The sequence below is a fragment of the Flavobacterium salmonis genome (assembly GCF_903819435.1).
GTDB lineage: Bacteria > Bacteroidota > Bacteroidia > Flavobacteriales > Flavobacteriaceae > Flavobacterium > Flavobacterium chungangense.
In genome coordinates, this window is sequence record NZ_CAIJDP010000071.1 from 1 (window position 1) to 21973 (window position 21973).

The following is a 21973-nucleotide window of genomic DNA, read 5'->3' on the forward strand; positions in this document are numbered from 1 at the left end:
AGATACTACTGCTCCGGCTTGGACTACTGAAACTGCTTATTTGAATGTAACTTTGCAATGCAGCGACCTTTCAGGATTGGAAAATGCGCAGGCAATATTCCCAACAGCTTCTGATCTTTGTGATGCCGATGTATCGAACATCGTAAAAGTAAGCGGGCAATTTATGGCTTCTGAAGGTTGTGGAAATTCAGGAACTTATACCAATATCTGGACTGTAAAAGATGATTGTGGAAATACTTCTGATACTTTCACGCAAGTGATAACAATTGAAGATACTACTGCTCCGACTTGGGCTACTGAAACTGCTTCTTTGAATGTAACTTTGCAATGCAGCGACCTTTCAGGATTGGAAAATGCGCAGGCAATGTTTCCAACAGCTTCTGATCTTTGTGATGCCGATGTATCGAACATCGTAAAAGTAAGCGGTCAGTTCATGGCTTCTGAAGGTTGTGGAAATTCCGGAACTTACACCAATACCTGGACCGTGAAAGATGATTGTGGGAATACTTCCGATACTTTCACGCAAGTGATAACAATTGAAGATACTACTGCTCCGACTTGGACTACTGAAACTGCTTCTTTGAATGTAACTTTGCAATGCAGCGACCTTTCAGGATTGGAAAATGCGCAGGCAATATTCCCAACAGCTTCTGACCTTTGTGATGCCGATGTTTCTAATATTATAAAAGTAAGCGGGCAATTCATAGCTTCTGAAGGATGTGGAAATTCGGGAACTTACACCAACACCTGGACTGTAAAAGATGATTGTGGCAACACTTCCAATACTTTCACTCAGGTAATCACCATCGAAGATACCACAGCACCAACCTGGGCTACTGAAATGGCTTCCTTGAATGTGACTCTACAATGCAGCGACCTTTCAGGTTTAGCAAACGCTCAGGCAATGTTCCCAACAGCTTCTGACCTTTGTGATGCCGATGTTTCTAATATTATAAAAACAAGCGGGCAATTCATAGCTTCTGAAGGATGTGGAAATTCAGGAACTTACACCAACACCTGGACTGTAAAAGATGATTGTGGGAATACTTCTGATACTTTCACGCAAGTGATCACTATTGAAGATACTAGTGCGCCGATATTTACAGGAACACTTCCAACAGATATTACAGTTTCTTGCGACGCAGTTCCTGAGCCCGCCGTTATGCAGGCTTCTGATAATTGTAACGGCAATTTACCAATCATATTCACAGAAATAAAAACTGGTATTGAAAATGAATGTGCAACCAACTACACGTTAACCCGCACATGGTCAACAAGTGATTGCAGTGGAAATTCAGCTACTCATTTTCAAATTATAACTGTAAGAGACACAACTCCACCAAAAGGCACAGCACCTGCAGATGTAATAAATTCACAAAATGTAGCTGCTATTCCTGCCGGAAGCCCTCAAGACATAATAAATGCATCAGACAACTGCAGCGAAAGCGTAAACATCTCGATAAGTGATTCGAATAATGGAGGAAGCGGCTGCGAAGGAAATGCATTTATCTTAACCAGAACTTATACTTTGACAGATTGTGCTGGCAATAAAACTGAATTGGTACAGAAATTTACTGTCGAAAATAAAATTTCTGTAATGGGAACGGCTTCAAATGTTACCTGTTTTGATGGTAATAACGGCTCTATTCTGGTAACCAATAGTCCAGGCTCTGTAGTCGTTATCAGAAATGAAAACAATGAAGTTGTTGGAAACACAGGTTTACGTGCCGGAGTATATACACTTACAGCAACATCGGCAGTAAACAATAACAATCAGGTTTGTTCTGCAACTGCTACTGTAACCATCACACAACCTTCAAACGTTATTATCAACCTTAACAGTGAGGCCTGTAACGCAGATTCAACGCTCCTTAACTTATCCGGTTTATTGCCGGAGAACATATCTGCAACCGGAATCTGGACGGATACAAATGGTACTAATGCGTTACAGGGAAACATCCTGAATGTTTTTGGTCTTGCATTGGGGAATTATACATTTGAATATCGAACAACTAATGAAGATTGTCCAAAAAGTGTTTCATTAAACTTACTTGTAAATGATGACTGCAGGGTATTAGCCTGTGAGAATGTATTAGTTCATAATGCTTTCTCTCCTAATGGTGACGGTATCAATGATTTTTTCAAAATTGACAATATTGACCTAACAGCCTGTTATCCAACAAATACTGTAGAAATCTATAACCGCTGGGGAATTTTGGTATTCGAAACTACAAATTACAATAATACCACCAACGCTTTTGACGGAACTTCCAGAGGCAGAACAACCATCAAACAATCCGAAGGACTGCCTACAGGAACATACTTTTACATCATCAATTACAAATCATTAGATGGTAATAACGCGCTTCAGTCTAATAAAAAAGATGGTTTTCTTTATTTATCGAAATAAATACAATTTGTAATTCAGTGCTTTCCCTGCGCCGAATTACAACAAAATAATGAATACAAAATCCTTGTTTGGGTAAGTGAATATTAGGGCTTATTGTTAAGGATTTTATTGTAAAAATCGTTAGTAATAATTGCAAAAAAAATATCTACTATGAGAACAAAATTATTTTCCTTCGCTATTATGTTTGTATCCATGGTAAGTTTTGCACAGCAAGATGCTCAATTTACGCAATATATGTACAATACCATAAACATCAACCCTGCTTATGCAGGTTCCCGGGGAGCCTTAAGCGTATTCGGTTTATACCGTACACAGTGGGTTGGACTGGATGGTGCTCCCGAAACAGGCTGTCTTTCTGTCAATACACCTATAAACAACAGCAATTTAGGCATTGGTGGTTCTTTGGTCAATGATAAAATTGGCCCTACAAATGAGACTAACTTCTCTGTTGATATTTCTTATACCGTACAGACATCGGCTGATTTTAAATTGTCTTTTGGTATTAAAGGAACAGCAAATATGTTCAATCTTGATGTCAATAAACTTAATCCGGATGTTTCAGGAGATCCACAATTTCAGGACTTTGATAATAAATTTTCTCCCAACGTAGGTGCCGGAGTTTACTGGCATTCAGATAAAGCTTATGTAGGTTTGTCTGTACCAAATTTTATCGAAACCAATCGTTACAATGACAATGATATTGTTATTTATAAAGATAAAATCAATTATTATTTTATGGCTGGTTATATTTTCGATCTGGACCAATATCAGTATATAAAATTCAAACCGGCCTTATTGACAAAAATGGTAGAAGGAGCCCCACTACAAGTAGATGTATCAGCCAATTTTATGTTTATCAACAAATTTGTAGTGGGTGTTGCTTACAGATGGAGTGCTTCTTTGAGTGCTATGGTAGGATTTCAGATTAGTGACGGACTTTATCTGGGTTATGGCTATGATCGTGAAACTACGAACTTAAACAATTATAACTCAGGATCGCATGAAATATTCCTGCGTTATGAATTCCTTAGTAAAAAAGGTAAAATAACAACTCCTCGTTTCTTCTAAAAATAGTTATTATGAAAAAGTTTATACTCCTTTGCTTCACAATAGTAAGTGTTTTTTCATTCAGATGTTATTCCCAACAATCGAAAGTAAACACTGCTGATAAAAAATACGATGGCTATGCTTATATCGATGCCATAAAGACCTATGAGAGAGTAGCCCGGAAAGGATCCAAGTCTGAAGATATGTTTAAAAAATTGGGAAATGCCTATTATTTTAATTCTGAGTTTGAAGGGGCTGCCAAATGGTATGGAGAATTATTTGCTATGAACCCAAGTCCGGAACCTGAGTTTTATTATCGATATGCACAGTCCTTAAAAGCAACAGGACAAACAGCCCAAGCTAATAAAATCCTTGACGAATTTAACTCCAAATATCAAAATGATAACCGTGGCAGACTTTATAAAGAAAATCTAAACTATCTGGATAAGATTAAAGCCAATTCAGGACGTTATAAAATTGAAGATGCCAGAATCAACTCTAAATATTCTGACTACAGCACTTTTGTAGCCAATAATAAAATCTATTTTGCTTCGGCAAGAGATACCGGTAATTTTTCGAACCGCAAACACAAATGGACGGGCGAATATTTTACTAATTTATATGTAACAGATGTAGATTCTGTCAAAGTAAAAAAATTCAGAACTACATTAAACACTAAATTTCATGAATCATCTCCCGTACTTACCAAAGACGGAAAAACAATTTATTTTACACGTAATAATTATATCGATGGAAAAAAAGGAAAAAATGAAGACAAAATTACTTTTATCAAAATTTACAAAGCAACTCTCGAAAATGGTAAGTGGACTAATATTAGAGAGCTTCCCTTCAGCAGCAACAATTACAGTACTGCTCATCCTGCACTTAGTACTGATGAAAAAACTTTATATTTTGCTTCTGATATGCCCGGAAGTATTGGGCAGTCTGATCTGTTTAAAGTCAGTATCAATGAAAAAGGCGAATATGGTACCCCTCAAAATTTAGGGAAATCGATTAATACTGAAGGCAAGGAAACGTTTCCGTATGTAAGCAATGAAAACGAAATATACTTTGCTTCTGATGGACATCCCGGACTTGGAGGACTCGATGTTTTTGTTGGCCAGATTGATACCGACGGAAATATTAGTGATATCCAAAACGTAGGAACCGATGTCAATTCTCCAAAAGATGATTTTGCTTATATAATAGACTCTGGCACAAGAGAAGGTTATTTTAGCTCCAACAAAGATGGAGGCCGTGGTTCAGACGACATTTATAAGTTTCTGGAGACACGAAGATTAAAATGTATTCAGGAATTATATGGACTTATTACTGATGCCCAAACCGGGATGATTTTGCCCGAAGCAAAAGTAAGCCTGTATGACCGAAACTTAAATCTTAAAAATACGACTATTGCCGATGCAACAGGAAATTATACTTTTTCGGTTGAATGTGCAGAAAAATATTATGTAAGAGCTGAAAAACCGGATTATGCTACAAAAGAAGTAAGTATTGAAATTCCGGATCAGACTGGAAAAACCAATCTTCCAATTGCTTTGGAAAGCATCAAATGCAAAGTTACAATTGGGGATGATTTAGGAAAATGCTTTGGCATAAAAATGATTTATTTTGATCTGGACAAATCCAATATCCGAGAAGCAGCAGCATTGGATTTAGAAAAAATATTGGATGTTTTAAATCAAAATATGAAAATGAAACTCGACATCCGTTCTCATACAGACAGCAGAGCAAGCCATAAGTACAACGAAGCTTTGTCAGACAGAAGAGCAAAATCTACCATCGAATGGCTTATTACAAATGGTGTTGACAAAAACCGTTTAACCGGAAAGGGCTACGGCGAAACACAACTCGTAAACCAATGTGCTGACGGTGTAAAATGTACAGAAGAAGAACACCAGGCAAACAGACGTAGCGAATTTATTATTACCGCATTATAAAAACAACCAAAAACCAATAACCACAGCTACCTTTCGGGGTAGCCTTTTTTTACAAATAAATAAGTCGTTGCAAACATGACTTTACAACGACTTAATAACTAAACCTGAATACTAACTTTGTTTCTAAATTTTTGCAAAAATATTGGTATAGTATTTTTTACCGGTCTCTGCATCAATTTTAACGGCAATCCCAAAATGGGTATAATCACCTTCTATATTTTCTTTATGTGTTGGACTAGCTAACCATGCCTGTAGCACAGCTTCTGCAGAATTAAAATTGTAAGCAACATTTTCACCCACTTTCTTAGCACCTAAAACATTAATGATGTTCTCTGATCGTGCTACGAAATCATTATGGTTAACTACTTTATTGGCAATCATATAATAATCATGCTCTTCAGATTTAAAAGAAATATGATTTACCTTTTCCAAAGCATTTAAACCAATGCTCATTCGGTATTTGTTAACCAATTGCAGAACTTCTAATTCGGTATCATTATAAGTATAATCACTTACGAGTTCAGAATCATTAACTCCTTCAGCAGTATCTGATGAACAGGAATTTGAAATAAAAACAAGCGCAAGAAGCAACATTGTCCGAAGCCATTTTTTCATAAATTGGTTGAGTATGTGTAAATAAATTGTGGGGCAACTTATTTAAATCTTTAAACAAAATAATTAATCATCGTTTTAAAAATAATAAAATTTGCGTCTAAAAACCAAAATTAATCGATGAAAAGCGCTATAAAGGCATTTTAACAAATAAAAAACTTACATCATGGAGCTAATCTGTCAATTTTCCATGTAAAATCAGACTGGCTGAAATAACGAATTCTGTCATGAAGTCTGTTAGCTCTTCCCTGCCAAAACTCTACTTCTAAAGGAGTTACCAAAAATCCACCCCAATGTGCAGGTCTCAGAACAGGTTTTCCTTCAAACTTAAGTTCCAGCTCTTTTAAGTTCTCTTCCAGAAAAGATCTGGACGGAATCACTTCGCTCTGGTTTGAAACGACAGCTCCTAACTTGCTTCCGTCAGGTCGGGAATCAAAATAATTATCAGAAATAATTTCAGAAGTTTTTTGGGCAATTCCTTTTATGATAACCTGGCGCTCCATTTCGTGCCAGAAAAAAGAAAGACAAACATGTGGATTTTGAGCAATTGCCTTTCCTTTCTCAGAATTATAATTGGTATAAAAAATAAATCCTTCTTCAGAAAATTTCTTCAGCAAAACTACTCTTGATTTCGGAAAACCGTCTAAACCAATAGTAGAAACTGTCATGGCATTTACTTCTCCACTACCTCCAAAATCTTCAACTTCGTGAAACCATCTGTTAAAAAGATTAATAGGATCTTCCGGAATAGTACTTTCAAGCAGTTCGCTTTTCTCGTATGATCTTCTATAATTACTTAAATCATTCATTTTTTTTATTGTTACAAGTTAATTGTGAAATGTAAAATAACACCCCTAAAACCGAAAAACAGATTGCATTTTACTCTTTACACCACTAAAATTGAAACGAAACTCCATCATCTCCCAGAAGTACATTTGGAAAAATAGTTTCTGCCTCGTTTTTAAAAGGCTTAATTCCTTCGTATCGTGTCGAATAATGACCTAAAATCAATTGTTTAGCATTGGCTTTCAATGCAATTGCAGCAGCTTCTTTTGCTGTCGAATGTAGTGTTTTTTCAGCCAGAGCAGCTTCTGATTGCAAAAAAGTAGATTCGTGATACAAAACATCAACGTTTTCAATAATCGGAATAATGGCCTCGTGATAAACCGTATCCGAACAAAAAGCATAACTCATTGACGGAATCGGATCAAAAGATAATTTTTCATTTTCTATAACTGTTCCGTCGTCAAGTGTAACGTTTCCACCGTTTTTTATTTTTTGATAATAAGCAGTATGAATATTATAGTTTTGAACAGCTTCTACGTTTAGCTTTCTTTCTCCGGGTTTTTCCTGAAAAAGGAATCCGTTTGTGTAAACCCTGTGTTTTAGCGGAATTGTTTTCACTATAACTTTTTGATCTTCGAAGATAATTTCACTTTCCTTTGACTCCAGTTCATGAAAAAACAGCTGATAAGTCGTCCAGGATTCTGTAAGCTTTAATTGAAGAAGAATAAGTTCCCTGATTCCTTTTGGTCCATAAACATGTAAATCTGTAGTTCTTCCCAACAATGAAAAAGTCGAAATCGTTCCAATCAATCCATAAAGATGATCTCCGTGAAGATGCGAAATAAAAATGTGGTTGATTTTAGAAAATTTTATCTTATTCTTTCGAAGCTGTACCTGAGTTCCTTCGCCACAGTCAATCAAAAACAATCGGTTTTTAATTTCTAAAACCTGCGAAGTTGGATTAGTAAGCGTTCTGGGAGTTGCGGCATAACAGCCTAGTATTGTTAATTTCAATTTTATGTTTATTCGTTAATTTGGTAAATCGTTTAATTGTCTAAAATTAAATCAAATCGATTAAACAGTTAAACGAATAAACAATTAAATCAATTTTAGAATCCAAGATCTCTTTCAATTTCTTCCATTTCGATAATATCGTGCGCTTCCAAAAGAGAAGGCACAACAGTTAATTTATCAGAAATAGCATTAAAATCAAGATCTGAAACTACAATTACAAACGATTTTTTTGACTTTTTCTGCTGTTTTGAAATTGGTAAAAAAAGTTTCAAATCATTTTCTGTCAAAGCAGTATCGGCAGATAAATCGATAATAATATTGTGTTTTTCAAAGGTTTTAAACTGTTGCGTTACTTTTTCAAGGAAAGAATTAACATCTCCCTGAGTATCCTTAATGGTAACGGTATGTCCTTTTTGATCTACTTTCATTTTATAATTTGTGGGGCTTATATAAAAATTGATATTTCTGAGAGTAAAGGTACGAAGTTTTTTTGTTTCAGGTTTCAGGTTTAAAGTTTTTGCTTTGTTTCTAATATTTGTTTAGAAAAAGTATTGCTATTTCTCCCTCCGGTCGAAATGACAAACGTTACGCAACTTGAAACATGAAACCTGAAACAAAACTAAATCTATTGAATCTTAGAAGCCAAAAGATAAATAACCGCCATTCTAATCGCTACACCATTCTCTACCTGATTCAAAATCACCGAATGATCAGAGTCCGCAACTTCAGAAGTGATTTCTACCCCTCTGTTGATGGGTCCCGGGTGCATGATTACGATTTCTTTTCCTAGTGAATCCAAAAGCGGTTTATCCACTCCGTATTGCTGTGCGTATTCACGTGTTGACGGGAAAAAGTTTACATCCATACGTTCGTTTTGTACACGAAGCATATTGGCAACATCGCACCATTCTAAAGCTTTACGTAAATTGGGTTCAACCGTAACACCAAGCGATTCAATATATCTCGGAATCAGTGTTTTTGGCCCGCAGACTTTAACTTCTGCGCCCTGCATCTGTAAAGCATATATGTTGGATAAGGCAACTCTCGAATGCAGAATATCACCCACAATCACCACTTTTTTTTCGGCAACATCACCCAGTTTTTCTCTGATGGAATAACTGTCTAACAAAGCCTGTGTCGGGTGTTCGTGTGCACCGTCACCTGCATTTACAATACTGGCTTTGACGTTTTTAGATAAAAAATAAGCCGCTCCGGGATTGGAGTGGCGCATGACAACCATATCTACTTTCATCGAAAGGATATTATTTACAGTATCAATCAGGGTCTCTCCTTTTTTAACCGATGACTGAGCTGCAGAAAAACTGATCACATCAGCAGATAAACGTTTCTGCGCCAATTCAAAGGAAAGTTTGGTTCTGGTACTGTTTTCGAAGAAAATATTGGCAATGGTAATATCTCGTAATGAAGGAACTTTTTTAATTGGCCTGTTAATGACTTCTTTAAAATGATCTGCCGTTTCAAAAATCAGGTTTATATCATTTTCGTTGATATATTTAATTCCTAATAAATGATTTACGCTTAATTCTTTCATTTTTGTTTCTTTATATTTATTTTGTCAAATTTCTGAATTTCTGAAATATTCAGTCCTTCAATACTTTTAAAAGAGCTACTGCCTTATTGGAGCATTCTGTCTACAACTTCACTATAATCCTGCAAATCTCTGGCATCTTCGTCAAAAATCTTTTGCCATCTGAAACCCGGAATTTCAATTTTAGATCTTGCAGAACCGTTCCATATTATTTTAAAATCGTTATCTATTAAAACTTCTGCAATTCTTTTCCCAACCTCTATTGTAATAGCATCATCTGAATTATCTACTTTTTGAAAAGCGATATACAAACCGGGATTTTCAATATCAATGGCTCTCGCTAAATCCTGTTCGTGGTAAAAGCAATACCCATCAGATTCTACTTCGTTTTCCTGAAGTTCTCTTTCTACCTCAACTACTTCATATTCGCCGTCGCTTGTGGTATATCCTGCATTATGCAGTGCGATGATGTTTTCGTCTGCTAATTCATCAAACGCTTTTATCAACTTTTCAGTATCTGTCGGAGTTTTCCATTGTTTACTTTCTAAAAGTAATTTTTGGTATTCCTGATCTATTTTTTCGAAAGCCCAATCTTCTGAAATTTCGTCTTCGAATTCGTTGTCTTCAATTTCTTCTATGATGTTTTCTTTGATTTCATCAATAGAAAGAAATCCCATTCTTACCTGATTAAAAATTGATTCATAAATAAACGCTTCGTTCTCTGTCATGATTGTTTCTTCAATTTTTAATGATTCATATTAATTAGTAACCAAATGCACTACATCTTCACCGTCATTTTCTTTCCAGCTCACTTTTACTTTTTCGCCATTAATGGCATCTACCTGACGACCGCGGTAATCGGGCTGAATAGGTAAATTACGGCTGAAACGTCTGTCGATTAACACCAGCAGTTCGATTTCTGAAGGTCTTCCGAAAGACTGAATTGCGGTTAAGGCAGAACGAATGCTGCGTCCGGTAAACAATACATCATCAATAAAAATGACTTTTTTGTTTTCGACTATAAAATTAATCTGGGTTTTATTAGCTTCAAGAGGTTTATCGGTTCTGCGGAAATCATCTCTAAAGAAAGTGATATCCAGATAACCCAATGAAATTTCAGGTGTTTTGTATTCGCTCTCTAAAATTTGTTTTAAACGCTCCGCAAGAAAGATACCTCTCGGTTGAATTCCGATTAAAATAGTGTCTGAAAAATCAAGATGTTTTTCGATTAACTGACAAGCCAAACGATGGAGTATGATAGTAACTTCTTTTGAATTAAGTAATACTTTTTGGCTCATAATTAATTGTAATGATTGGTCGGGCAAATATACGGAATCAGAATTTATTTGTTAGGGTGTTGGGTAGGTAAATATTTTTTTGTTGAATTGACAGTGATTTTAGAGTTTTAAAAGAAGGATTTTCACGATAGCAATTGAGTTATATTAAAAAAAATAAATCTTGATTTTTTTAAGAAAAATTTTATTTAAAATTATACTTTAGCCAAATATTAACACGGAATTTTTCATACAAAAAAACTAATTAAAACATTGCTTTATCATGGATTTGAAATTACTCTATTGCACAAAAATTATTTCCTACTAAACCTCAAACAAACCTCTAAAACATAATAAGACACAATAAAAATGAAAACAAAATTACTTTTAGTATTATTCTTAATCGTTTTACAAAACAGCCATGCACAATGGCGTAAAATTACATCGCCATACGCAGGAAATTTATGGGCAATAAAATTCTTTGACAAGGATAATGGATTTATTGGTGCAAATACTGCTATTTTAAAAACGACTGACGGTGGTAATACCTGGACATCAAAATCTATAACTAACTTTTCAATAAATAGTTTTTCCTTTCCAAGCGCAACTGTTGGATATTATGGTTGTAATAACAATATTGTTGCAAAAACAACTGACATGGGTGCCAATTGGACAAATCAGAATCCAAATGCAAGTCCGTATGCCATATTATCCGTAAGCTTTCCTTCTGTAAATACTGGATATGCAGTAGGTGGTGCAGGAACAATTAGAAAAACTGTAGATGGTGGAGCAACATGGACTAGTCAAACTTCAGGTTTAACAACAGGGTTACAAGAAGTTTATTTTTTTGATGCAAATAATGGTATATGCATAGGTGATAGTGGAAAAATTAAAAAGACTTCCAATGGTGGGGCAACCTGGAATACAATAGCGAGTGGAACTTCTGAAAAGTTATATGACATCTATTTTGTAGATACAAATACTGGGTTCATTGCAGGAGGAACGGGAACAATTCTTAAAACAACAAATGGCGGACAAACCTGGACCGCCTTAACTTCAGGAACTACCAACTGGCTATACACTATCTGTTTTAAAGATGCGTTAACAGGATATGCAGGTGGTGCTAATGCAACACTATTAAAAACAATCAACGGAGGAGTAACATGGACAGCAGAAGCTTCCGGAATAAGCACTGTTAAATCTCTAAATGACATTATATATATCAATAATAGATTTATTGCTGTAGCAGATCAAGGAGAAATAATTACAGATGCACCTACTTTAAGCATTGATGAAAGCAGTAAAGAGGATTCTTCATTAATAATGTATCCCAATCCTACATCTGATTCTTTTTCAATAGATTATCAAAATAATAAAAATTTGATTTTAAAAATAAATATCATTAATATAAATGGTATTATAGTAAAATCAAAAAAATTAGATAACAATCAACAAACTATAGATATTAAAGATTTAAGTAATGGTGTATATATTGTGGAAATTAAAACAGATAAATTTTCAACCAGAAATAAATTAATAATTAAAAAATAAAATTAGCTATATAAGAAAATAGTCAATTTGATCTGTAAAAAATAATCTTACTTATTAAGTAAAAAACAAATCCTATTTCATCTGCAAATAGGATTTTGTTTTAAGTAAACATTTTATTAGAATATATTTTAAAATATAACCCCAATCACTCAGATATAAGCAACGATAGCGGAAATTCTTTCCGTGTCCGCAAAGCATATCAACTTAATAAACATTAAAATTCCGTAGGAATGAACTATATTGTAGCAACGGATTTCAATCCGTTGTAAAAGAGAACGACCATACATAAAGTTCCATCGGAACGGTTCATATTCATAAACGTATAATATATATCGAACCTATGGTTGTTTTTATCTCACACCAAATTTCAGACCGGATTAAAATCCGGACCTACAATATTCAATCGAGCCGATGGCTATTTTTTAACAATGATCTATATTAAAATACTAATAACTAAATGAAAGAAAGTATCCTGAAATTTGTAACAAAACCTCAAAACATATTTCTGTTAGATGGCTTTGGTGCTTTACTCACTACTCTATTGTTTTTTTTCGTTCTTCGAACTTTCAATGATTTCTTTGGTTTGTCAAAAAAAACTTTAGAATATCTTGCTTCATTATCGTTGGTATTTTCAATCTATTCTATTTCCTGTTATTTCTTAGTAAGCGATAATTTGAAATCTTTTTTAAAAATAATCTGCACTGCAAACATACTTTACTGTGTTTTGACTTTTGGGACTATAATTTTCAATTATCAAAATATTTCAATATTTGGGATGATTTACTTTTTAGGAGAAATAATAGCAATTGGTGGAATTGTTTACCTGGAAATAAAGGCAATAAAGCGACAATGGTAACTTTAAAAAATTCCGTAGGAATGAAACATTTTGTAGCAGCGGATTTCAATCCGTTGTAAAATTGAACGACCAATTATAAAGTTCTATCGGAACGGTTCAAATGTAGAATATTTGTCGAACCTACGGCTCTTTATCCTATTCTCATATTCATAGACCAGATTAAAATCCGGCACTACAATATTTAGCCGAGACTATAGCTATACTTTCACTCTTAAAATTTTTAAATCAAATCTAAATCCTAAAACATTTCCAAAAAATTCTATAACACATTTTCCTGATTCGTAAAGTAATTTTAAATTGAATTTAAAAACTCAAAATCATGCAAAATAAAATTACAAGATTGTTAATGGTATTGTTTATACTATTTTCATTTACAAGCTGCGAATTAGTTGGAGACATTTTTAAAGCCGGAATGGGTGTTGGAATCTTTATCGTGATTTTTGTAATCGCGATCATTATCTGGATCTTTGCCAAAGTCTTCAAAAGGTAAAACATAAAAAATCCCAAATTCCTTTATAAATTGGAATTTGGGATTTTAAATATTGTAATTTATATAACTAAAGATTGTACATCTTTTTTCTTTGCTCCTGAATCTTTTCATCATCAAGATATTCGTCAAATGTCATGTAGCGGTCGATAACTCCGTTTGGTGTCAATTCTACAATTCGGTTACCTACAGTTTGTGCAAACTCGTGGTCATGCGTAGTGAAGATTACAGAACCTTTAAAGTTTTTCAATGAGTTGTTGAATGCGGTAATCGACTCCAAATCTAAGTGATTTGTCGGTTCATCAAGCATTAAAACGTTAGCACGCTCCATCATCATTCTGGAAAGCATACAACGTACTTTTTCTCCTCCGGATAAAACTCTTGATGTTTTTAAAGCTTCTTCTCCTGAGAAAATCATTTTCCCTAAGAAACCTCTAATAAATACCTCATCGCGCTCTTCTTCTGTTTTAGCATACTGACGTAGCCAGTCTACTAAACTTAAATCATTTTCGAAGAAATCGTGATTTTCAGCCGGTAAATAGGCCTGGTTGGTTGTAATTCCCCAGTCAAAAGTTCCTGAATCAGCTTTTTGCTCTCCGTTTAAGATTTCATAAAAAGCAGTTGTAGCACGTGAATCTTTAGAAAACAGCACAATTTTATCGCCTTTAGCCATATTCAAATCAACATCTTTGAATAAAACTTCTCCATCTACTGACGCTGATAAGTTTTCTACGTTTAGAATCTGATCTCCTGCTTCACGATCCTGATCGAAGATAATCGCAGGGTAACGACGGCTTGAAGGTTTGATTTCAGAAATATTCAGTTTTGAAATCATTTTTTTACGGGAAGTTGCTTGTTTAGATTTCGCCACGTTTGCACTAAAACGACGAATAAATTCTTCCAATTCCTGTTTCTTCTCTTCTGCTTTTTTGTTTTGCTGAGCACGCTGTTTTGCCGCTAATTGGCTGGACTCGTACCAGAACGTATAGTTTCCTGAGTAGTGATTGATTTTTCCGAAATCAATATCAGAAATATGTGTACAAACCGCATCTAAAAAGTGACGGTCGTGAGATACAACGATTACAGTGTTTTCGTAGTTTGCTAAGAAGTTTTCTAACCAGGCGATGGTCTCGAAATCCAAATCGTTGGTAGGCTCATCCATAATCAGTACATCAGGATTTCCGAAAAGGGCCTGCGCCAAAAGCACACGAACTTTCATTTTTCCTTCCATGTCTGACATTAAAGTATAATGATCTGCTTCAGAAATTCCTAAGTTAGACAACATCGCTGCAGCATCAGAATCAGCGTTCCATCCGTTCATTTCTTCGAACTGAACCTGAAGCTCCCCTATTCTGTCAGCATTTTTGTCGTTGTAGTCTAAATAAAGTTCATCCATTTCTTTTTTAACAGCGTACAAAACTTTATTTCCCATCAAAACGGTTTCTAAAACCGTATGCTCATCAAACAAATTGTGATTTTGGGTTAAAACCGACATACGTTTTCCCGGTTCTAAGTGAATATGTCCCGAAGTTGGATCCATATCACCTGAAATGATTTTTAGAAATGTAGATTTTCCAGCACCATTGGCTCCAATAACACCGTAAATGTTTCCGTGAGTGAAAGTTGTATTTACTTCGTCAAACAAAATTCGTTTGCCAAATTGTACTGATAAATTATTGACTGTTAACATGAATGTCTTTTTTATTAATTTGGTGCAAAAGTACGAAAAAAGGTTCTAAGTTGCAAAGGGGGCTCAGTTGCTAAGTTTTTTATATTGTAAAGAGTATTCTCTCGCAAAGACACAGAGACACAAAGGCTTAAACAAAGTAGCCTCATTTTTGTCATTTCGACGAAGGAGAAATCTCTATAAGTAGCTCCACAATCTACGTCGCCAATCTTTGTAGAGTTTCTTGCGGAGATTTCTCCTCCGTCGAAATGACAAGATTGGGTAATAATCTTCTTAGTGGGTCAAAACTTCGCGAGATTATTTCAACTATAATTTACTTTCTTTCTCCAACGCAACTTCCAAACTTTCATAGTTAGAAACTACTTTTTTGATTAATCCTTCTTTATCCAAAATGAGATGTGTTGGAAAAGCATTTAACTCAAGTTTTTCATTCATATAAGTTTTCATGTTTGGAATAACGGAATATGAAAGTGGCTTTCTTGCTAAAAAAGTTTTTAACTGTTCCGGTGTATCTTCGGCAAGACTTATAAAAACGATATCTTTTCTATCTTTGTATTTTGAAACTAATGCGTTGACTTCCGGAAATTCTTTGATACAGGCTGCACAATGAATGTACCAGCATTTGATTACGATGATTTTACCTTTCATGGATGCATTAGAAACTGTATTTCCTTCTAAATCTTTAAAGGAGAATTCCGGAAAAGGTTTCCCTTCCATTTCATAATTTTTTAAGGCATCAAAAGCTTCCTGATTAATCGTTGCCTTTATGCTGGTATCTGATTTTGGAAGAATTTTACACAGCTTGTAATAATAAACTGAATCAGCTGATTTTAATCGGATTGGAATAAAGTTTTCGTTTGTCAGGGCATTCAAAAATGCTTTTTTGGGGATTTCTTTTGAGGATTCATCCAGTGCAATATAATCCCGTGAAAGCATAATATTTCTGCTTTGATATGTCCACCAGTTCGTAAAATTTCCCTGAATCTTTAACGGATCAACTTCGGGATTTCCATAATTAGTCTGACCTGTACATGAAGTAAAAATTAAAAATAAAAACGTAAGCGTAAATAACTTTTTCATTAAATAAGATAATATTTTGGCTTCAAAATTACTCAAATATCTAAAGACTTTATTAGTATTTTTGATAAGAATAACACCTGCTAAAATTTCGTTTTCACTTTCAAAAATCATTTAATAATGAGAAATCTATTTACTTTAATTGTACTTCAATGCTGCTTTATTGGATTTTCCCAAACAGAAAGACTTTATTATTTTGTTGAAAAAGATAGTTTGTTGGGAGTTAAAAATCAAAATGGAAAAATCATTGTTCCGGCAAAACTTTCATTAAGCGCAGGCCCTTATGAGAATGGCCGCGAAATAAAAAGCAAGATTTTTATGGTCGATTTCATGAGATATTATGATCGAAATGGAAAATTTTTATTTGGACCATATCTCACTGGCGAAGGACCTGACAGTTTTGAAGAAGGATTTATTCGTTACGAAGAAAATAAAAAAGTAGGCTTATTTAATGACTGGGGAGAAAAAATTATTCCGGCAAAATACGATTGGCTGTCATCTATAAACTTTGGCTTTGCTCAATTTTGTAATGGCTGCTATTTTGATTATTCAAAAGATGAAGAGCATGCTCCTTTAGTTGGTGGAACCTGGGGGTTTGTTGGCAAAAACGGAATTGAAATACAACCAACTAACAAACGAAATCATCCCAAAGATTTTGAAACAGAAAAGCATGAGTTCATTCCGTATCAATTTGAATACAACGATAAGGAAAAAGAAATTCTAGCTTTTTTTGAAAAACGAAAACAAGAAATCATCCAAATAAATGGCTACAACTGTGATGGTAAAACAATCTATTTCGAGATTATAGAAAAACCAACAGAATTTGATCCCTTTTACAAAATAAAAACATTCGAATTGTGCGACAATTATCTTAGAGGTTCCCATTATTACGATGATTTCAAAAACTTCAAAGTATCAAAAGACGGCAAAAAATTCTATGTCACTTTAATAGATTTAGTTAATCACAAAGATTATTCAGAATATGTTGAATATAAAATTCTTGTCGATAAATGGATAAATAGAAAATTAAGCCTAAAAATTGACAATTGAATTTCTTTTATAATGTCTGGCAAATTCAAGAATTTTTAAAGTACACCTATGAAACCTAGCGCCCTAGCCCTGATCGAAGCGTTATCCTTTTGTGGTGGGGTTCGCCACAAAAGATTAAGAGGAGAGCAGGAAACAGCTCCTGAAAAATATTCATTTAATTTTAGAGCGTAAAAAAAACCTGATAACGAATTGCCAGGTTTACAATGTTCTTTTTCAGGTAAAAACCAAATAACAAATTACCCAAAACTGACACATTATTTGAAATAAAACTTAGATTAAAAAATAAATAACCAAACTCAAATTTAACCGTCCCAACATTTTATTTCTATTTCTTTTTAAAACATTCAATACACCCCATTTGGTTAAAATAATCTCTGCCAGATTAGGTTTTCCGGCAGAGATAAAACCAATTAAATAATCATTAAACTTAAACTACATTACTAACTCAAACTTTATATCAACTTTTTAAAGCTTGTATAAACTGCAAGCTCAACATCGGCGTGATCTTTTGTATTGCATTGCTCTATCAGGCTTTTTAAATCGGCTGGTTTTAAACCTGATTTATTATCTAACAGAAGCAGTAATTGCTGTGATGCATCGCTTAATTTTTTCGACAATGGCAAAATTGGATGTACCAAAGGCGCATTGGCACTCAAAACGATTAACTCTTTATTGTTGGTAATCCATTTGTTTAAAAATGTTGTGACTTTTACTTTATTCTCCGGGGTTTTATTTGCCAAATATTGTTTTACAGCATCATCAAAAGCTAAAGCATCTTTTGCATCAGGTGTGCAGGCATCTGCAAAAAGTGTGAACGGAGAATACGTTTGATATTCGGTTCCGTCCTTATTTCTTGTATATCCTTTTAATGGTTCACAGACATTTGAGAATTCATTAAGGGAATTTACATTTTGGTTGTTTGCAATATTTCTTAAAATCATGTCTTTGTTACGAATGTGTGTCAGACCAAGTTCTTCTAATCGGAACGAAACGGTTTCAAGACGTCTGCGCATATCGGCAACATCAGTAATATTTTCGGCTGACCAGAGTCTTTCTGCAATTGCAGCCGTTCTTGGCCAAATTCTGGAATCAATTGTTTCCGGTGTTGCTAATTCTGTCCACATTGGAGCTTCTCCACCTAAAATTCTTGCTTTTTCTTCTACTGTTAACTCAACTCCTTTCGGCATTGGATCAGTTAGATAATGACTTTCAATTGGATACATCAAATCGATATAATATCCGTTTGACAATACTGTTTTGTATCCTTTTTTTACTGCTTCCGCTAAAGACTGGCCTGGCAAAACACCTTCATTTGGACCTCTCCAGGAATGAACGATTGCTTCTTTTGAAAGATTTTTGGTTAAAATTTCTTCCCAGCCCATCAGCTGTTTACCGTGTTTTTTTAGCATCGGAGCCAACTGCATGGTGAAATATGTTTGTAATTCGTGATTTGTTGCTAATTTATTTTTCTTTTTAAATTCCTGAATTTTAGGATTGGCATCCCAGTCTTTCCCTTCATTTTCATCTCCTCCAATGTGAAAATAATCTCCTGGAAACAATGGGCAGACCTCATCAAATATTTCGCTTAACAATTGATATGTTTTTGGATTTGTGGGATCTAATGTTGGCGTAAAAATACCTGCGTTTCTTTCGACTGTATAGGTTGTAATTGCTGTTCCCTGAATATTTTTTTCTGCTCCGCCTTTTAATGCGATCACTTTGCTTCCTATTTCAGGATAAGCCGTCAATATTGCAGTTCCGTGACCTGGAACATCAATTTCTGGAACGATCAATATACCGCGCTCGTCAGCATATTTTACGATATTTTTAATTTCTTCCTGTGTGTAATACATTCCATCCGAAGCCAATTCAATTAGTTTTGGATGTTTTTTCATTTCGATTCTCCAGCCATGATCATCTACTAAATGCCAGTGAAAAACATTCATTTTCATAGCAGCCAATCCGTCAAGATTTCTTTTGATCACGTCTACCGGCTGAAAATGTCTTGAAGCATCAATCATCAAACCTCTCCATGTAAACCTTGGAAAATCTGAAATTTGTGAATTCGGAAAATAAAATGATTTATTAATATTCTGCAGCAGCTGCAGTAACGTTTCAAGCCCATGCAAAGCACCCAAATCAGTGGTTGCTTCTATTGTGATTTTGTTTTGTTTGATATCTAAATGATAACTTTCGTCTTCATACAAACCAATTTTACCGCTTTTGGTACAATTAATCTGAAGTTCTGCTGTTGGAACTTCATTTAGTTTTGTAACAAAATCCTGTCCGAAAAAAAGACCTGTTCTGCCATCTAAGCGGCGTAAAAAACGGGTTACCCCTCCAAAAATTCTCGGATTTGGATTGCCGGTAATATTTACTTTAAAATTTTTACTCAAAGTAAAACTTCCGTCATTTAAAACAACATTTTGCGGCCAGGGCATAAGATTTAGCTGCTCTTTTTTAATCTGAGCACTAGAAGTTAAACCTGCTAATAGTAGGATTAGTATATATTTCATTTTATGACGCTTGAAAAATGGTTATCCTGAGACAACATTAATAAATAGATAAAAAATCCAGAATGATCTCTCTATTGATCCTCACTATCAGTATGAAATCAATCTGAATTTGGTAATTTGATTCGCTATAAATCAAATCCTAAAAATAATCTTAGTAATCAAAGCGTTTGAAAGCTTCAATAGCTTCATATTCTGCCAGACCTAATTCGTCGTACAGCACTGCTGTATTTTTGTTTCGGTCTTCTGCCCTAACCCAAAACTCTCTTGAATCATTCCCCTGAAACATAACCCTGTCTTTTTGAGACTGGTGATATAAAATCGCATGACGCTTCAGTAATACTTCAGACGGAGAAAGCGGAACAGCCATATCAATTTCGTGAATGTCCCATTCGTGCCATGCACCTCTGTACAGCCATAACCAGCAATCATCCATGTAGGATTCTGATTTTAATTGTTTTAAGGCTGCAAATATGGCGTTTAGGCAAACCTCGTGTGTTCCGTGCGGATCCGCCAAATCTCCTGCAGCAAATACCTGATGCGGTTTTATTTTGGCAATAATATCCTTCACAATAGCAATATCTTCAGGACCCAGCGGATTTTTCTTTACCTGCCCGGTTTCATAAAAAGGAAGATCTAAAAAGTGTGTGTTTTCATCTTTCAGACCAATATATCTTGTGGCTGCATACGATTCTCTTCTTCTGATTAACCCTTTTAATTTTCGGACTTCCAAAGAATCTACCTGATCTTCTGATTTGTTATTCAGAAATTCAATTACTGATTTGAAATTTATTTTTGGATCAGCATCGCCTACAAAATCGTTACATACCTCAGCAAATTTTAGTGCTTCATCATCAGTAACCGCAATATTTCCAGAGGTTTGATAGACTACATGTACATCGTGTCCCTGTTTGATTAGTTTTGAAAAAGTTCCTCCCATCGAAATCACATCATCATCAGGATGCGGACTGAAAAGGATTACTCGTTTTTTTGCAGGATTGGCTCTTTCTGGACGATTTGAATCATCGGTATTTGGCTTTCCGCCCGGCCATCCGGTAATGGTGTGCTGTAATACATTGAACATATTGATATTCAAATCATAAGCAGAACCTTCCTGTGCCAAAAGATCCGACATTCCGTTATTGTTGTAATCACGGTCTGTCAATTTTAAAATCGATTGTTTTGTTTTTTGACACAACCAGACAATCGCTTTGCTTTTTAATTCCTGTGTCCAGATACATTCTCCAACTAACCAAGGCGTTTTGAAACGCGTCAATTCTACCGCTGCAGACTGGTCTAAAACGAAAGTAGCATTAGGATGATTTTGTAAAAATGTGGCAGGAACTTCAGAACTGATATCACCCTGAATGGTTCTCTTGATGATATCTGCTTTATTTTGTCCCCAGGCCATCAATACAATTCGCTTAGATCTCATAATGGTCGAAACTCCCATCGTAATCGCACGCTTAGGAACGTTGTCAATACCATTAAAATCAGACGAAGCATCTACTCTTGTAATATGATCCAGTGTAATGATTCTGGTTCCGGAGTTAATATGCGACCCCGGTTCGTTGAAACCTACGTGTCCCGTACGACCGATACCTAATAACTGAAAATCAAGACCTCCGGCTCTTTTAATATTCATTTCATAATCGATACAATATTGATTTAATTCATCAATTGCAATTGTACCATTGGGAACATTAACATTCTCAGGATCAATATCAATATGATTAAAAAGATGCTGGTGCATGAAATAATGATAGCTCTGATTGTTCTCTTTTGTCATTGGATAATATTCATCAAGATTGAAAGTGATTACATTGCTAAAACTTAGTCCTTCTTCCCTATGCATTCTCACCAGTTCCTCATATACTCTTATAGGAGAAGAACCTGTTGCCAAACCTAATACACATGTTTTATTTTTTTCTTGTTTAGATCTGATTAATTGTGCGATTTCCTGCGCTACAATTACTGAAGCTTCTGCTGAACTTTTGAAGATTTCATTGTGAATCTTTTCGAATCTTGTTTCTTCAAATTTTCCTGCACTTTTATAACTGATATCAGGTTTTATTTCTAAAGCACTTTTCATTTTTTTTCTT

At 34.8% G+C, this 21973-nt stretch carries 19 protein-coding genes; 8 read left to right on the forward strand and 11 right to left on the reverse strand.

The genetic code is table 11. The annotated features are described in order from the left end of the window. From FLACHUCJ7_RS25370 to FLACHUCJ7_RS13205, 3 genes are all read left to right on the forward strand, one after another. Positions 1–2410, forward strand: a 2410-nt coding sequence (locus tag FLACHUCJ7_RS25370) for a gliding motility-associated C-terminal domain-containing protein (protein ID WP_230408825.1), incomplete at its 5' end; no start/stop codon positions are given. 150 nt (positions 2411–2560) lie between these two features. Beyond that, complete coding sequence (locus tag FLACHUCJ7_RS13200; protein ID WP_180909197.1) at positions 2561–3478, forward strand: PorP/SprF family type IX secretion system membrane protein; 918 nt, start codon at positions 2561–2563, stop codon at positions 3476–3478. Positions 3479–3489: 11 nt separating this feature from the next. Then, entirely contained in the window at positions 3490–5415 is a 1926-nt protein-coding gene (locus FLACHUCJ7_RS13205; protein ID WP_180909198.1) for an OmpA family protein, read from the forward strand. 123 nt (positions 5416–5538) lie between these two features. Here the strand turns inward: FLACHUCJ7_RS13205 and FLACHUCJ7_RS13210 are convergent, their stop codons facing one another. From FLACHUCJ7_RS13210 to pyrR, 7 genes are all read right to left on the reverse strand, one after another. Next, positions 5539–6030 carry a CAP domain-containing protein gene (locus FLACHUCJ7_RS13210; protein ID WP_078228794.1) on the reverse strand — a complete coding sequence of 164 codons (492 nt, stop codon included), beginning with the start codon at positions 6028–6030 and terminating at the stop codon, positions 5539–5541. Positions 6031–6191: 161 nt separating this feature from the next. After that, entirely contained in the window at positions 6192–6836 is a 645-nt protein-coding gene (gene pdxH, locus FLACHUCJ7_RS13215; protein WP_031457509.1) for a pyridoxamine 5'-phosphate oxidase, read from the reverse strand. 85 nt (positions 6837–6921) lie between these two features. Further along, positions 6922–7827, reverse strand: coding sequence for a ribonuclease Z (locus FLACHUCJ7_RS13220; RefSeq protein WP_180909199.1), 906 nt, complete (start codon positions 7825–7827; stop codon positions 6922–6924). A 95-nt stretch (positions 7828–7922) separates the two neighbouring features. Further along, complete coding sequence (locus FLACHUCJ7_RS13225; protein ID WP_031457507.1) at positions 7923–8255, reverse strand: hypothetical protein; 333 nt, start codon at positions 8253–8255, stop codon at positions 7923–7925. A gap of 197 nt (positions 8256–8452) precedes the next feature. Beyond that, the gene (locus FLACHUCJ7_RS13230) at positions 8453–9379 is read right to left on the reverse strand and encodes an aspartate carbamoyltransferase catalytic subunit (RefSeq protein WP_180909200.1); all 927 of its coding nucleotides are present in this window, start codon (positions 9377–9379) and stop codon (positions 8453–8455) included. A gap of 83 nt (positions 9380–9462) precedes the next feature. Further along, on the reverse strand, positions 9463–10104 hold the full coding sequence (locus FLACHUCJ7_RS13235) for a DUF6891 domain-containing protein (protein ID WP_180909201.1): 642 nt from the start codon (positions 10102–10104) through the stop codon (positions 9463–9465). Positions 10105–10134: 30 nt separating this feature from the next. Beyond that, positions 10135–10674, reverse strand: coding sequence for a bifunctional pyr operon transcriptional regulator/uracil phosphoribosyltransferase PyrR (gene pyrR, locus FLACHUCJ7_RS13240; protein ID WP_078228800.1), 540 nt, complete (start codon positions 10672–10674; stop codon positions 10135–10137). 345 nt (positions 10675–11019) lie between these two features. Here pyrR and FLACHUCJ7_RS13245 point away from each other — a divergent pair, with 345 nt between their 5' ends. The 3 genes from FLACHUCJ7_RS13245 to FLACHUCJ7_RS13255 all read left to right on the forward strand — a co-directional run bounded on the left by FLACHUCJ7_RS13245 (position 11020) and on the right by FLACHUCJ7_RS13255 (position 13547). Beyond that, on the forward strand, positions 11020–12201 hold the full coding sequence (locus tag FLACHUCJ7_RS13245; protein ID WP_180909202.1) for a WD40/YVTN/BNR-like repeat-containing protein: 1182 nt from the start codon (positions 11020–11022) through the stop codon (positions 12199–12201). A 457-nt stretch (positions 12202–12658) separates the two neighbouring features. After that, positions 12659–13057 carry a hypothetical protein gene (locus FLACHUCJ7_RS13250; RefSeq protein ID WP_180909203.1) on the forward strand — a complete coding sequence of 133 codons (399 nt, stop codon included), beginning with the start codon at positions 12659–12661 and terminating at the stop codon, positions 13055–13057. Positions 13058–13376: 319 nt separating this feature from the next. Then, complete coding sequence (locus tag FLACHUCJ7_RS13255) at positions 13377–13547, forward strand: hypothetical protein (protein WP_180909204.1); 171 nt, start codon at positions 13377–13379, stop codon at positions 13545–13547. A gap of 67 nt (positions 13548–13614) precedes the next feature. On the opposite strand, the gene FLACHUCJ7_RS13260 is transcribed toward FLACHUCJ7_RS13255, so the two are convergent. Together FLACHUCJ7_RS13260 and FLACHUCJ7_RS13265 are read right to left on the reverse strand one after the other, a co-directional pair. Next, entirely contained in the window at positions 13615–15234 is a 1620-nt protein-coding gene (locus FLACHUCJ7_RS13260) for an ABC-F family ATP-binding cassette domain-containing protein (RefSeq protein ID WP_180909205.1), read from the reverse strand. Between the two features lie 303 nt (positions 15235–15537). Further along, positions 15538–16311 carry a TlpA family protein disulfide reductase gene (locus tag FLACHUCJ7_RS13265; protein WP_180909206.1) on the reverse strand — a complete coding sequence of 258 codons (774 nt, stop codon included), beginning with the start codon at positions 16309–16311 and terminating at the stop codon, positions 15538–15540. 117 nt (positions 16312–16428) lie between these two features. Between FLACHUCJ7_RS13265 and FLACHUCJ7_RS13270 the strand changes: the two genes are divergently transcribed. Both FLACHUCJ7_RS13270 and FLACHUCJ7_RS25550 read left to right on the forward strand, forming a co-directional pair. After that, positions 16429–17358: a hypothetical protein gene (locus FLACHUCJ7_RS13270; protein WP_180909207.1), complete on the forward strand. Its 930-nt coding sequence runs from the start codon at positions 16429–16431 to the stop codon at positions 17356–17358. Between the two features lie 48 nt (positions 17359–17406). Continuing rightward, positions 17407–17529, forward strand: coding sequence for a hypothetical protein (locus tag FLACHUCJ7_RS25550; protein ID WP_262891025.1), 123 nt, complete (start codon positions 17407–17409; stop codon positions 17527–17529). Positions 17530–17810: 281 nt separating this feature from the next. Here the strand turns inward: FLACHUCJ7_RS25550 and FLACHUCJ7_RS13275 are convergent, their stop codons facing one another. Next, positions 17811–19874: a beta-N-acetylhexosaminidase gene (locus FLACHUCJ7_RS13275; protein WP_180909208.1), complete on the reverse strand. Its 2064-nt coding sequence runs from the start codon at positions 19872–19874 to the stop codon at positions 17811–17813. Between the two features lie 151 nt (positions 19875–20025). Continuing rightward, a complete protein-coding gene (nagB, locus tag FLACHUCJ7_RS13280) occupies positions 20026–21963 on the reverse strand; it encodes a glucosamine-6-phosphate deaminase (protein ID WP_180909209.1) in 1938 nt (645 codons plus the stop codon). Positions 21964–21973: the final 10 nt, after the last annotated feature.